15 protein-coding genes are annotated in these 12,105 nt (G+C 62.9%); 5 read left to right on the plus strand and 10 right to left on the minus strand.

Annotated elements, in window-relative coordinates:
* Positions 1-46 precede the first annotated feature (46 nt).
* On the minus strand, positions 47-361 hold the full coding sequence (locus AC0L25_RS23300; RefSeq protein ID WP_236377497.1) for a co-chaperone GroES: 315 nt from the start codon (positions 359-361) through the stop codon (positions 47-49).
* 368 nt (positions 362-729) lie between these two features.
* Here AC0L25_RS23300 and AC0L25_RS23305 point away from each other — a divergent pair, with 368 nt between their 5' ends.
* Positions 730-999: an usg protein gene (locus AC0L25_RS23305; RefSeq protein WP_473597672.1), complete on the plus strand. Its 270-nt coding sequence runs from the start codon at positions 730-732 to the stop codon at positions 997-999.
* A gap of 33 nt (positions 1,000-1,032) precedes the next feature.
* Here the strand turns inward: AC0L25_RS23305 and AC0L25_RS23310 are convergent, their stop codons facing one another.
* Together AC0L25_RS23310 and AC0L25_RS23315 are read right to left on the minus strand one after the other, a co-directional pair.
* Positions 1,033-1,290 carry a DUF982 domain-containing protein gene (locus AC0L25_RS23310; RefSeq protein WP_473597673.1) on the minus strand — a complete coding sequence of 86 codons (258 nt, stop codon included), beginning with the start codon at positions 1,288-1,290 and terminating at the stop codon, positions 1,033-1,035.
* A gap of 169 nt (positions 1,291-1,459) precedes the next feature.
* On the minus strand, positions 1,460-1,678 hold the full coding sequence (locus AC0L25_RS23315) for a hypothetical protein (RefSeq protein WP_473597674.1): 219 nt from the start codon (positions 1,676-1,678) through the stop codon (positions 1,460-1,462).
* A gap of 229 nt (positions 1,679-1,907) precedes the next feature.
* Between AC0L25_RS23315 and AC0L25_RS23320 the strand changes: the two genes are divergently transcribed.
* The 3 genes from AC0L25_RS23320 (at position 1,908) to AC0L25_RS23330 (ending at position 3,827) form a co-directional block, all read left to right on the plus strand.
* A complete protein-coding gene (locus AC0L25_RS23320) occupies positions 1,908-2,372 on the plus strand; it encodes an Hsp20 family protein (RefSeq protein ID WP_473597675.1) in 465 nt (154 codons plus the stop codon).
* A gap of 58 nt (positions 2,373-2,430) precedes the next feature.
* Entirely contained in the window at positions 2,431-2,967 is a 537-nt protein-coding gene (locus AC0L25_RS23325) for an Hsp20/alpha crystallin family protein (protein WP_473597676.1), read from the plus strand.
* A gap of 581 nt (positions 2,968-3,548) precedes the next feature.
* The gene (locus AC0L25_RS23330) at positions 3,549-3,827 is read left to right on the plus strand and encodes a hypothetical protein (protein WP_473597677.1); all 279 of its coding nucleotides are present in this window, start codon (positions 3,549-3,551) and stop codon (positions 3,825-3,827) included.
* Positions 3,828-4,068: 241 nt separating this feature from the next.
* On the opposite strand, the gene AC0L25_RS23335 is transcribed toward AC0L25_RS23330, so the two are convergent.
* The 7 genes from AC0L25_RS23335 to AC0L25_RS23365 all read right to left on the minus strand — a co-directional run bounded on the left by AC0L25_RS23335 (position 4,069) and on the right by AC0L25_RS23365 (position 11,118).
* Positions 4,069-4,404: a hypothetical protein gene (locus AC0L25_RS23335; protein ID WP_473597678.1), complete on the minus strand. Its 336-nt coding sequence runs from the start codon at positions 4,402-4,404 to the stop codon at positions 4,069-4,071.
* 272 nt (positions 4,405-4,676) lie between these two features.
* On the minus strand, positions 4,677-5,585 hold the full coding sequence (locus AC0L25_RS23340) for a ribokinase (protein ID WP_473597679.1): 909 nt from the start codon (positions 5,583-5,585) through the stop codon (positions 4,677-4,679).
* Positions 5,582-6,457: a MurR/RpiR family transcriptional regulator gene (locus tag AC0L25_RS23345; RefSeq protein ID WP_473597680.1), complete on the minus strand. Its 876-nt coding sequence runs from the start codon at positions 6,455-6,457 to the stop codon at positions 5,582-5,584. The genes AC0L25_RS23340 and AC0L25_RS23345 overlap by 4 nt, the downstream gene beginning before the upstream one ends.
* Positions 6,454-7,431: an ABC transporter permease gene (locus AC0L25_RS23350; RefSeq protein WP_473597681.1), complete on the minus strand. Its 978-nt coding sequence runs from the start codon at positions 7,429-7,431 to the stop codon at positions 6,454-6,456. Before AC0L25_RS23350 ends, AC0L25_RS23345 begins: the two co-directional genes overlap by 4 nt.
* A 16-nt stretch (positions 7,432-7,447) precedes the next feature.
* Complete coding sequence (locus tag AC0L25_RS23355) at positions 7,448-8,977, minus strand: sugar ABC transporter ATP-binding protein (RefSeq protein ID WP_473597682.1); 1,530 nt, start codon at positions 8,975-8,977, stop codon at positions 7,448-7,450.
* Positions 8,978-9,035: 58 nt separating this feature from the next.
* Positions 9,036-10,094, minus strand: a complete 1,059-nt coding sequence (locus AC0L25_RS23360) for a sugar ABC transporter substrate-binding protein (RefSeq protein WP_473597683.1) — start codon at positions 10,092-10,094, stop codon at positions 9,036-9,038.
* A gap of 34 nt (positions 10,095-10,128) precedes the next feature.
* Positions 10,129-11,118, minus strand: a complete 990-nt coding sequence (locus AC0L25_RS23365; protein ID WP_473597684.1) for a TIM barrel protein — start codon at positions 11,116-11,118, stop codon at positions 10,129-10,131.
* A gap of 372 nt (positions 11,119-11,490) precedes the next feature.
* Between AC0L25_RS23365 and AC0L25_RS23370 the strand changes: the two genes are divergently transcribed.
* Entirely contained in the window at positions 11,491-12,093 is a 603-nt protein-coding gene (locus AC0L25_RS23370; protein WP_473597685.1) for a CDP-alcohol phosphatidyltransferase family protein, read from the plus strand.
* The last annotated feature ends 12 nt before the right edge of the window (positions 12,094-12,105 follow it).

Here is a 12,105-nt window from a genome sequence, read left to right on the forward strand (position 1 = left end):
TCAAATAGGCAGCTTTTCGTTGACTGATTGCTTGTCCGGGCCCCGCTCAGGCGGCCTTCTGCATTTTGTCGGTCAATTCGATCACGCCCAGCACGTCGCTTTCCTTCATGATGAGCAGGTCCTCGCCGTTGAGCTTGATCTCGGTGCCCGACCATTTACCGAACAGGATACGGTCGCCGACCTTGACGTCGAGCGGCTGCAACTGGCCGCTATCGTCGCGCGCCCCGGGACCGGCGGCGATGACCTCGCCTTCCTGCGGCTTTTCCTTGGCGGTGTCGGGAATGATGATGCCGCCCGCGGTCTTCTCGTCGACCTCGATGCGGCGGACCAGGATACGGTCATGCAATGGACGGAACGCCATGTCGTTCTCCTCATAGGACAAACAGATTTTCTTGGACCTCCCTTCGCAGCCGACCGGTACAACGGCCGACGCGACGGTGCGCGACCCCTGTTCAGGCATCGCTCGCGCATATCGAATTAGTTTGGCGTTCGTGGCTTTCAAGAGGACGTCGAAAAAATTTTAGCACTCGCCGTGGTCGAGTGCCAACGCACTGTAATGATGGCCCTATTCCAGGAATTGACACGTCGGATGCGGCTTGAAATCGCGGCGCAACCTTTCGACATCGTTGTCGATCCCGGCACCGCCTGCCGGCGGCCGGAACCGAAGAGGAAGCGGCGGCGTTTTTGCATGCACAGGATGGGCGCCGATCGTTCGAAAAGGAGACGTGCATGGTCAGCAACGAGTTCCAGCTCCAGATGCAGGGCTTTGGCCTGACGACGGCAGAGATCCATTATCGTCTTCCCGACTATCGCGACCTGCTGCAGCTCTTCATCTGGCAGGAATACGACATCGCTCCGGATTTCCCGACGCTGAAGCATTTCCTCGACTATTGGGAACGTGAGATCGAAGGCCCGCTGCATTCCGTGCGCGTCGCCCATCATCGTCTGATCCAACCCTCCGAATGGCGGGCGGTGGACGGTGTTATTACGCTGCAGTGAGACAGGGGTACGCGTCGCTCGGAGCGCGGCCGTTCAGGTGGGTTTACGTCCCTTGACAAGCAGTCCGGCCGTGCGAGCCGCCTTGACGAAGGCGGTGCGGGCCTCGCGGGCAGTGCACCAGCCGTCAAGCGCGTCGCGGCAGGCGCGATAGGCTGCGCGCCAGCTCCGGCCGCGCGCCCGGTCCGGCCATTGCTGCATGCATTCGATGGCTTCCCAGCTGCTGGCGACCTTGCGCTCCCCGACGGATTGGAGCTTGAGCGTGATCGGCTCAGAAAATGGGACGTCGTTCATCACTTCCTCCTTCTTTCTGTTTTTTAGAGCAAGATCCTCGAATAACCCAGGAGGGCTGCCCGATCGGCGCCGATGGACGAGATGGTTCGTCTGCCTGCGCGCTTCAAGACCTCCCCGTCTCCAGCCCTGCTTGCCCCAAACCCCGCCCCTGCCCAGACACAACAGCCGGCTATATGTCGTCGTCCGGCGGTTCGAGAAGCCCGATCAGCGTCGCCACCCTTGCCGACGGCAGGGGGCGGCCCTCGTTCACCAGCGCTTCATCGGCGCCGACCCAGGCAAGGGCCTCGCGCAACTCCTCGATCGTCGCGCCGGTCGAGGCGATGTCGGCGACAACGGCGTCGTCGACCGGGCCCAGCACCGAAATGATGTCGTCGCGTGTCATGGTCATGATATCCTCCATGCGTGCCGGCGCGACCCACAAATGAAGGTTGAAACCGGCATTCCCAGCTACAATCTGGCAACAAAAAATCTGGCAGCGGGACAAAATCTGGGTCTTGATTTCGGGCTGACAATAACCAAATCGAAATTGCCGGTTGCCGAATGGGGCCGGCAAAACCCAGGGAGCGCCAAGCTCTTTGGCGTCCCTCGTACTATATTGCTCAATGGAGGATGTAGCTATGAGAACCGCGTTCGACTTTTCCCCGCTCTACCGGTCGAGCATCGGTTTCGACCGTATCTTCAACTTGCTGGAAAACGCGCCTCAGGCAGTCGAAACCTGGCCGCCTTATGACATCGAGCGAAGCGACGAGAACACCTATCGCGTGAGGATCGCTGTCGCCGGCTTTTCCGAAGACGATCTGGACATCAGCCACGAGCCGAACCTTCTAATCGTCTCGGGCGAGCGCAAGGAGCAGGACGAGGTGGAATATCTCCATCGTGGCCTTCCGGTGCGACCGTTCACACGGCGCTTCGAGCTTGCCGATCACATGACGGTCACCGGCGCCTCGCTCAACAACGGCCTGCTGACGATCGACCTCGTGCGCAAAGTGCCCGAGGAAATGAAGCCGCGTCGCATCACGATCGCCAAGGACGACGGCGCGCGGAAGGCCGGGCAGGTCGAGAAGCCGAAGCAGGCCGCCTGAGCAAAGGCGATCTCTGGCGTTCGCCTTTGGCACAACCAGCTGAGAAAGGAGAACATCAATGGCTATTCGTGATCTCATTCCCTGGGCCCGGGAGAACAGCCCGGTTCCCAGCTTCTATCGTGACGATGACCGAGACCCGTTCATGGCGTTGCATCGCGAGATGAACCGCCTGATCGACGACGCGTTCCGCGGTTTCGAAACGCGCATGCCGTCGTTCAGCGGACTTTCGTCGGCGCGCGGCAGCTGGCCGAGCGTCGAAATCTCCGATGGCGAGAAGGAGATCCGCGTGACCGCGGAAATTCCCGGCATGGACGAGAAGGACATCGAGGTGATGCTCGATGACGGCGTGCTGACGCTGCGTGGCGAGAAGCGCTCCGAGACCGAGGACAAGGACAGGCAGTTCTCCGAGCGGTTCTACGGCCGCTTCGAGCGCCGCATCCCGCTTGGCTACGAGGTCGAGCAGGACAAGGTGAACGCCGCCTTCCACAACGGCGTGCTCACCGTGACGTTGCCGAAGACCGAGCGCGCGCAGGCGAAGGCCAAGCGCATCGCGATCAGTGGCAGCGCCGCCAGCCCCGGCAAGAGCAAGCACTGACAACATCGGCAGCCGGACGCGCAAGCCGCGCCCGGCTGCGTCGGATACCTTAGAGCAACAAGCCCTATCAGCATCAACTTCCTGCGGCAGGCTTTGCCTTAACGTTCTCCAGGGCGGTCAATAGATAGTCCGGCATCGTCGCCTGAAGGTCTGTTGTGGCGGCGCGGACCGCCGCCATCGGTCCTTCGCCGCCGCTTCGTCGAAGGGCGAAGCCTGCTCTGCCGCCGCCCGATTGGCCCGCGCCATGCGCAGTTCGCGCAGTGCCGCCAAGGAGCGCGGACGATTTGCGAGGCGGATGCTGCGAAATTCCTTCCTCACCTCGGGCGAAAACCGTGTTGCTGTCCGGGCCGGTGAAACTGGGGCCGAGCGCCACGGAAACGACCGAGACGCAGGAAGGACCCTGCCCATACGCGCGCCGGCGAAAAGTTCTCACCGGCAGCCGGTTCGGTGCTTGTCTAATGCATGTCGCGCAAAAGTGTGCAGCGGTTTTGCGATAACGACATGCATAAAAACAACAACGCTAAAGCGCGTCGCATGAGGCCGGTCAAACGCGACGCGCTTTAGTCAAGCAAACTCACTATTTGCAGGATCAGGACCAACAGCACAAAGCCAAGGACACACGCAAAGACCGCGACCAAAAAGACGGTGCGCTGCTGTCTGCCCACGGCTTTCTCCCTGAAAGCGTACCCCCATCCACCAATACGAACGTTTGTCTCAAAAGTTTGCTTGAGGCCGGCGGAGAGGGAGCAAACATGACTCAGGCAAAAGAATCTCCTGACAAGGTGTTCGTTTGCGAGGGCGGTTACATCATTCATCCGGACGATGCAGAAAAATTAGTAATTTCTAATAATTGTTCCTGAGCAGCGGAACCTCCGGGTTCCTGCTGCGGATTGGGTTGCAACCCGATCGAGCCCGCGCTCTCCGCCAGAGGCGCGGGCTTCATTTGTTCAGCCGATGCGCCAGACGGCGCGGAGGCCGCATATTGAATATCTACGGGAGCATTTAGTAGCAGAAGTGGCTACCGTGGCATCCAGGCAACGGAGCCCGTCATCCGAAAGGGTGGCGGGCTTTCCTTTCCATTGTCGAACTGCTGAAGCACGCCTACAGAACGGGAGTCAATTCCAGCACCACGAAAGCGGTGACACCCAGCACGACGAGGGCATAGGCCGCATAGAGAACAAGCAGCAAAACCTCAAAGTCGCGGAAAGAGGTCGTGGTGGTCCTGATCTGTTGAGGCTCTGTTTTCTCGATAAGGTCGGTTTGGGGTGGCTCTGCTGTCGCGACGACGTAGACAATCCGGTCGTGCTCGGCTGCCTGCAATATCCGTTCCGCGATATCGAGAGCTATCACTGGATCATCGGCCAGCTGATCTCCAGCTATTCGGTATTCAGTAACAGTCTGGACCTCACGTTTTCCCATGCACGATAATAGCGTCATTTAAATTAGGTTCCACTAAAGTACAGAGGTTTGCGGCCCGGTCGTCATGTGACCAGGCGTGAACAATCCTGGGCCGCGATCCCCTGTCCCGCGTCCTCCAATTAAATGGCGCAGGCCTTCTATCGCCTATGACGGGCGCCATTGCTGGTAGGTCACGATGCTAAAGTCGCATGTAGACCCCGAAACAGGAGCCAGAGAGGGCATTCCCCGCGTGGGCAACGCATCTTGCGCGTGCCGCTGGCGGGGGGCGCGCCCCTTCTCCGCCCCCCTTCTCAGTGCCCCGTTTCAGATCGCCTCGCGCTCCGTTCCGGAGTGGCGACCAGCAAGGCCGCGGCGGCGTTGGCGGCGGCGAGGGCGGCCTCGACCTGATGTCCGCGGGCAAGGCCCGCCGCGAACGCGCCAACGAACTCGTCACCGGCGCCATGGGTGCTGACGACCTTCACCGGAATGGCCGCCAGCGCGAAGGCCTGACCGTTGCGGTCGCAATAGGCAACGCCTTCTCCGCCGGCGGTGACGATCGCAGCCGGGTAGAAATCGACCAGCATGCGTGCCGCCTCGGCAGCACCCTTGAGCGTGTCGACGACCGGAATGCCGGCCAGAAATTCCGCCTCGATGGCGTTGACGATGACGATGTCGGTTAGTGCGATCAATTCGTCGGACAGTTTTCGGGCGGGTGCGGCATTGAGCACAACGCGGCCGCCATGCGCCTTCACCGCCCGCGCCGCGGCGGTGTTGGCGGCTTCCGGTACCTCGTTCTGCAGCAGCAGCACCGACGTTTGCGCAACCATATCGGAGGCCGTCGCGATGTCCGCTTCGCCCAAGGTGAGATTGCTGCCTGAGACGATCACCGCGCCATAGTCGCCGCCGTCGTCGAAGATCGCCACGCTCATGCCCGAGCCGGCGCCAGGCGCGACCCGCACGAAGCGGCTGTCGACGCCGCAACGGCCGAGATTATCGAGAAGCGCGCGGCCGAAATCGTCATCGCCGACGGCGCCGATCATTACCGAGCGCACACCGGCCCGCGCGGCCGACACCGCCTGATTGCCGCCCTTGCCGCCGCATTTCGGCTGCCAGGCATGGCCGGTCACGGTTTCGCCCTTGCGCGGGCGATCGAGTGCTTCGACCATGATGTCGTAATGCATGCTGCCGAACACGGTGACCAGCGGCGAGGAAGCCGTCATGTTCGCCTGTCCCGGCGTTTCGACGTCACCGCCGACATGGTGCGGCCGAGATTGCGCTCCGCCGCCTGGTAATCCCGCTGCGCCACCGCCACGAACAGCGCGTCGAGAATGTTGAGCTGGGCGATGCGTGCCGCCGCGTTCTCCCCCATCAAGGGCGAACCCTGCGCGGTCGAGCACAGCACGATGTCGGCGACGGCGGCCAGCGGGGAGTTGTCGTAATTGGTGATCGCCAGCGTCCGCGCCCCGCTCTTGCGGGCGAGATGGATGGCATCGATGACGGCGCTGGTGTTGCCGGAATGCGAGAAGCCGACGGCGATGTCGTCGGCGCCAAGCAGCGATGCCGACATCAGCATCATGTGCGAATCGTCGTAGACGGATGCGCGGATGCCGATGCGCAGGAATTTGTGCGAGACGTCGCGCGCGATCTGCGCCGAACCGCCGACGCCATAGAAATCGCGGTTCCTGGCGCGATAGAGAAGATCGGCGGCACGGTCGAAATCGTCCATGTCGAGGATCGCCAGCGTTTCCTCCAGCGCCTGGATGGAGGTGCGGAACACTTTTTGGACGATCTCGGCCGAACTGTCGTCGACCGACACTTCCTGATGCATTTCGGCGGTCGGCAGGCGGCTGTATTCATAGACCGCGGTGCGAAAGTCGCGATAGCCGGAAAAGCCCAGCTTCTTGGCGATCTTGACCACCATCGCCTCCGACACACCGGCTTCTTCGGCAATCTGCTTGAGCGGAATGGTCTCGTCGAAGCCACGCCGCCCGAAGACGGTTTCCACCACCTTCGCCTCGAGCGGCGTCAGATGCGGCATCATCATGCGGATCCGCGGTCCTACTGCTTTCAGATCCAGGCTGGTCAAAGTCATCCACGTCCCCTCGTCACGCGATCGATAAGCATCGCGGCGAGGATTATAAGACCAGTTGCCAGGAGCTGATAGAAGGACTGGACATTCATCAGCGTCAGGCCATTGCGCATGGTGCCGAGGATGACGGCGCCCAGAATGGTGCCGACCACGCTGCCCTTGCCGCCCATCAGCGAGGCGCCGCCGATGGCCGCCGCGGCGATGGCATCGAGCTCCCAAAGATTGCCGAGGATGGGCTCGGCGGCACCCAGCCGGCCAATCAGGATCTGCGCGGCAAGGGCCGCCAGCAGGCCCGAGATCATGTAGGCGGCGATCTTGGTGCGGGCGATCGGCACGCCGGCTATGTAGGCGGCCTCCTCATTGCCGCCGACAGCGAGCAGATATTCGCCGAACGGCGTTTTCTTCAGGATGATCCAGGCGATCAGCGCGACCACGGCCACGATGATGACCGCCAATGGCAATCCGAACAGCGAGCCGTTGAAGATGGCGCGGAACCCGGCAGGCAGGCCGAGCACCGGATTGCCGCCGGTATAGATCAGCGCGAGCGCCCGGTAGGTGCTGAGCGTTCCCAGCGTGACGATGAAAGGCTGCAGCCCGACATAGGCGACCAGCACGCCGTTGAGCAGGCCGCAGACGAGGCCGATGGCGAAGCCGGCGGCGATGGCCAGCGGAAACGGCACGCCGGCAACCAGCATCGAGGCCGAGATGACGGCCGAAAGGGCTGCCGTCGGTCCGACGGATAGATCGATGCCGCCCGAGATGATCACCAGCGTCATACCCAACGCCAGGCACGCGTTGATGCTCGACTGCTGCAGGATGTTGATCAAATTGCGCTCGGCGAAGAAGCCGGGGACCAGCGCGCCGAAGACGGCGAGGATCACGACCAGGCCGATCAGCGTGCCGGCATCGCGCAGGGAAAACCGGTGCAGGAATTCAGCCCCGGGGCGCGCTGCTGTGTGTTCGGTTACGTCAGTCATCCGCTGGTCCTGTCCGTTATGCACCGGCCCGATGGCATTGCGACTTGCCGGCCTGAGTCTCCGATTGGGGTATGGCGTGCGCCGCGATCGCCTGTTCGTTGAGATCGGCTCGGTGGAGTTCGGCGGCGACCGTGCCGTCGCGCATGACCAGCACGCGGTCGGCGAGCCGGATCACCTCGGGAAGCTCGGACGACACGACGATTACCGAATGACCTTCGGCGGCGAGTTCCTCGATCAAATGATAGATCTCCGCCTTGGCGCCGACATCGATGCCGCGCGTCGGCTCGTCGAACAAAAGGATGCGCGTTCCCGCCGCCAGCCAGCGGCCGATGATCGCCTTCTGCTGGTTGCCGCCGCTGAACAGCCGGATCGGCCGGTCGAGCAGGAACGGCCTGAGATTGACCCGCTTCATCTTCTCGGCCGCGACCCGTTTCAGCCTGGTGTGATCGATGATGCCGCGCGGCGCGAACACGCCCATGGACGCCAGCGCCATATTGCTAGAGATCGACCGCAACGGCACGATGCCTTCGCGTTTGCGCTCCTCCGGCAGTAGGCCGATGCCGGCCGCGATGGCGTCGCGCGGACCGGAAAGTTTTATGGCCTTGCCGTCGATCTCGATTGTGCCTGATGAAGCGCGGTCGGCGCCGGCCAGCAGCCGCAGCAGTTCGGTGCGGCCGGACCCGACCAGGCCGGCAATGCCCAACACCTCGCCGCGATGCAGCTCGAACGAGACGTCATGGACCTTGGTTATCGAGGCGAGGCCACGCACGCTCAGCCTGACCTCGCTGGAGGCGTGCGAGCGGTGCTGTTCCTGGGCAAGCTCGCGGCCGACCATCATCGAAACGACGGCCTTTTCCGACACCTGCGCGAGATCAACGGATCCGACCACGACGCCATCGCGCATGATGGTGGCACGCTGGCAGATGCCGAACACCTCATCCAATTTGTGCGAGACATAGACGACCGCGACACCGTCGCGCGCCAATCCGGCAACGACTTCGGCCAGGCGCTCGAACTCGCTCGGCGTCAGACTCGATGTCGGTTCGTCCATTGCCACGATGCGCGCCCGGTCGAGCAACGCCCGGGCGATCTCGACGATCTGCCGCTGCGCGACCTTCAGGCTGCCGAGCGGGGCTGCCGGATCGATGGTAGGGTCGATGGCGGCGAGGGCTTCCGCAGCGCGGCGTTCCTGCTCGCGCCGTGCGACGAAGATGCCGCCGCGCGTCAGCGAATGGCCGAGGAACATGTTCTGGGCGACGCTGAGGTGCGGCACCTGCTGCAATTCCTGGTGGATCATGGCGACGCCCGCCGCGCGCGCGGCGACCGGATTGTTCAGCGTCACCGGACTGCCGTCGATCAGCACGCTTCCGGCCGTCGGCCTGTAGACCCCCGACAGGATGCGCAGCAGCGTCGATTTGCCGGCGCCGTTTTCACCGAGCAGGCCATGGATTTCGCCGCCGCCGACCGAAAAGGAGACATCGCTCAGCGCCCGCACGGCAGGAAACACCTTGGAAATGCCTTCGAATTGCAGCCGCGGGACAGACATTGGTTCTATTCTCCAGGCAGAGGGCGCCAGCCGAAGGGCCGGCGCCCGCCTTGTGTCCTCAGTTGCCCGCGGCCGCGTCCTCGAGCAGCGCCTTGCGCACGGCGTCGCCGGCGCCGGAATAACGGTCGGCATTGTCCTTGGTGATCAGCGCCTGCGGCGTGGCGACGACGCGCGGCAGCTTCTGCCCGGCCACGAGTCGCAGCGCCGATTCCAGCGCCACTTCGCCGGTCAGCACCGGGAAACTATCGACGGTTCCGGTCAGCTCGCCGGCGCGGATCGAAGCGTAGGCGTCGGAGATGCCGTCGGTGCCGAAGACGGCGACCTTGTCCTGCAGGCCGGCGGCCTTGACCGCCTCGACGATGCCCAGCGCCATGCCGTCATTGTTGGCATAAAAGCCGATCAGGTCCGGGTGCTGCTGCAGGATGTTGGTGGCTGCGTCGTAGGAGGTCTGGCGGTCCCAGTTGCCCGGCACGCTGGCGACGACCTCGAACTTGCCGCCTTCGGTGATCGTGGTCTTGAAGCCGTCGGTGCGCTGCACGGCGGCATAAACGCCGGCCTGGCCTTCGACGATGGCGACCTTGCCGCCATCCGGCCGGTTCTTGATGAACCATTTGGCGACGCGCACGCCATTGTCGCGCTGGACATTGCCGACATAATGCTCGGCCTGCGGGATGACTGCATCATTGACGTTGACCACCGGCACGTTGGCGGCCTTGGCCTGTTCCATGATCGGCTGCAGGTTGGAGTCGGTCTGCGGCGAGACGAGAAGCACGTTGTAGCCCTGTGTGACCAGGCCTTCGGCGATGGTGAGTTGGCCGAGTTGGTCGCCCTCGCTCTGCGCCGCCTGATAGACGACCGGAACGGCGACGCGGTCGCCAAACGACTTGTAGCCCTCACCCAGCGAGCGCCAGTATTCGTTGGTCAGCGTCTTGGAGACCGCGCCCGCCTTGGTGCCCTCGGGCAGCTTGGGGAACGCACCGAACTTGGCCTCGAGCTGCGACCAGTCGATACGATCCTTCTCGGTGTCGGAATTGAGTGGCGCGAGGTCTGCGGAAAAGGCCGAGCCGATGGACAGCGCCATCAGGGCAGCGACAGTGGTGGCAAGCAGAAATTTCATGGTCTTTCCTCCCTTGTTGAAAACGGCGCCGGCCTCAGCTGTCCGGCCCGAGCATGGCTTCCTGGACGATGGCCTGCGACGCGACCGCGTCCTGACGGTCGACGGCGGTGGACAGGCGGTTGTCCTTTTCCAGCCGCTCGACGACGCGCAGCATCCGCTTGACGGTGGCGATGTTGACTTCGCATTCGTGGACCGGATCGAGCCCGGTCATGTCCGGGAACGTGTCGAAGTAGATGGCGCCGGCGTAGCCGTCGCGGCGGATCTGGTGGAGCAACTCGATCGTCTGCAGCGTATGCACCGCGCCGACCATCAGGCCGTCGTCGCGCTTGGCGTAGCCATCGTTGAGATGCACGCCCAAGAGCTTGCTGTGGCGCGCGACGAGTGCTGCGGCAAGGGCCGGCTGCTCGTCGGCATAGAGCACATGGGCGAAATCAATCGTCACGCCGAGATTGGGCAGTCCGATCTCGCGGATCGCCAGCAATGTCGTCGCCGCGTCAGGCATCAGGCTGTAGGAGCGCGGCTCGTTGGGCTTGTATTCCAGGCTGATCTGGCAGTCGGCATCATGCGCCGCAACTTCACGAATTCCATCGATCTCGTGTTGCCAGAGCGCAGTATAATCGGCCTGGAAGGCATAGTCGAAGCCATCCTGCCCGAGCCACAGCGTCATCAGATTGGCGCCCGCTCCTCGCGCGGCGTCGATGCCGGCTTTGGTCAGGTCGATGGCTTCGCGGCGAACTGCGGGATCAGGATTGGTGAAGGCGCCGAGCTTGAAGGCCGGATTGGAGTAGTAGCGCATGGCAAAACCATTGATGGAAAGCCCGAGATCGCCAAGTTTTCGCGCCATTTCTGCCGGTTTTTTATCAACATGGTCGGGAAAGTTGAGGTCGAGGTCAGTCAGCCCCGCAACTTTCGCCGCACGCGTCGCCATCTGCAGCATGGACGGCTTGCCGGCAAGATCCGGCCATTCGGCCTGGGGCCGCGAGGCAAAGGAATTGAGGCGAGTGGCGAAACGATTGGCTGTCATGGAGGACCCTTTGGTGGACATAACTTCACATATATACAAAAATTTGTAAAGTCCTTATTTGAAAGATGCGCCATGCAGCTGCGACCTAACGTAGGCGCTGTTTCGATCCGGCATGATGGCGGCTGCCAATAAACTGGTTTCGGCCCGCGTCCACGCAGCTTTAAGCGGAGTTGTTACCGCTTTCGCGAAATCGATAACAACGTACCGCAGCGGATTCCCCGCACATGCCAGGCGCTCTATCCCGAGCTTGCACAGCGGTCGCGTGATGCTTCGTCCGGCGCCGCCGATCGTAACCATGTCCGCCCTTGCATCTCACGCGCCAATTGACCATCCTCGCCGACGTTAGTTGCACCGCGGCCGGGGGGTTCGCACATGCCGACGCTCTATGCGCTCAAACCAGCCTTCCAGGCGAAGCTGCGGCCGCTTGCCGACCGGCTGGCCGGGGCCGGCGTCACCGCCAACCAGATCACGCTGCTGGCCGCAGCCCTGTCGGTCGCCACCGGCGTTGTGGTCGCGGCCCTTGCCGGCCACCGCACGGTCTTCCTGCTGATGCCGGTGGTGCTGTTTGCGCGTATGGCACTCAACGCCATCGACGGCATGCTTGCGCGGGAGCATGGTCAGGCCTCGAAGCTCGGCATGTACCTCAACGAACTCTGCGACGTCGTCTCGGACCTCGCTTTGATCCTGGCCTTTGCCGCCATCTTTCCAGCCTGGGGCGTCGTCGCCTTTGCCATCACGGCAGTGCTTGTGGAATTCGCCGGTGTGCTTGGCATCGTGGCGGGCACGGGGCGCAATTATGCCGGGCCGTTCGGCAAGAGCGATCGGGCGCTGGCGCTCGGCATCATCGGCTTCCTCATCGCCTGCGGCCTATGGGTGGAAGCGATCACGCCGTTTGTGTTTCCGGCAATGGCTACAGTCTCGCTGGTGACCGCCATCAACCGGATACGCAGCGGGCTTAAAGGGAGCGGCGACTGAAATTCGGGTTCG

The organism is Mesorhizobium sp. WSM4813, from assembly GCF_055811555.1.

Coding starts and splice junctions, on each gene's coding strand:
- AC0L25_RS23300 (WP_236377497.1), bottom strand. CDS start 361: ATGGCGTTCCGTCCATTGCATGACCGTATCCTGGTCCGCCGCATCGAG.
- AC0L25_RS23305 (WP_473597672.1), top strand. CDS start 730: ATGGTCAGCAACGAGTTCCAGCTCCAGATGCAGGGCTTTGGCCTGACG.
- AC0L25_RS23310 (WP_473597673.1), bottom strand. CDS start 1,290: ATGAACGACGTCCCATTTTCTGAGCCGATCACGCTCAAGCTCCAATCC.
- AC0L25_RS23315 (WP_473597674.1), bottom strand. CDS start 1,678: ATGACCATGACACGCGACGACATCATTTCGGTGCTGGGCCCGGTCGAC.
- AC0L25_RS23320 (WP_473597675.1), top strand. CDS start 1,908: ATGAGAACCGCGTTCGACTTTTCCCCGCTCTACCGGTCGAGCATCGGT.
- AC0L25_RS23325 (WP_473597676.1), top strand. CDS start 2,431: ATGGCTATTCGTGATCTCATTCCCTGGGCCCGGGAGAACAGCCCGGTT.
- AC0L25_RS23335 (WP_473597678.1), bottom strand. CDS start 4,404: ATGACGCTATTATCGTGCATGGGAAAACGTGAGGTCCAGACTGTTACT.
- AC0L25_RS23340 (WP_473597679.1), bottom strand. CDS start 5,585: ATGACGGCTTCCTCGCCGCTGGTCACCGTGTTCGGCAGCATGCATTAC.
- AC0L25_RS23345 (WP_473597680.1), bottom strand. CDS start 6,457: ATGACTTTGACCAGCCTGGATCTGAAAGCAGTAGGACCGCGGATCCGC.
- AC0L25_RS23350 (WP_473597681.1), bottom strand. CDS start 7,431: ATGACTGACGTAACCGAACACACAGCAGCGCGCCCCGGGGCTGAATTC.
- AC0L25_RS23355 (WP_473597682.1), bottom strand. CDS start 8,977: ATGTCTGTCCCGCGGCTGCAATTCGAAGGCATTTCCAAGGTGTTTCCT.
- AC0L25_RS23360 (WP_473597683.1), bottom strand. CDS start 10,094: ATGAAATTTCTGCTTGCCACCACTGTCGCTGCCCTGATGGCGCTGTCC.
- AC0L25_RS23365 (WP_473597684.1), bottom strand. CDS start 11,118: ATGACAGCCAATCGTTTCGCCACTCGCCTCAATTCCTTTGCCTCGCGG.
- AC0L25_RS23370 (WP_473597685.1), top strand. CDS start 11,491: ATGCCGACGCTCTATGCGCTCAAACCAGCCTTCCAGGCGAAGCTGCGG.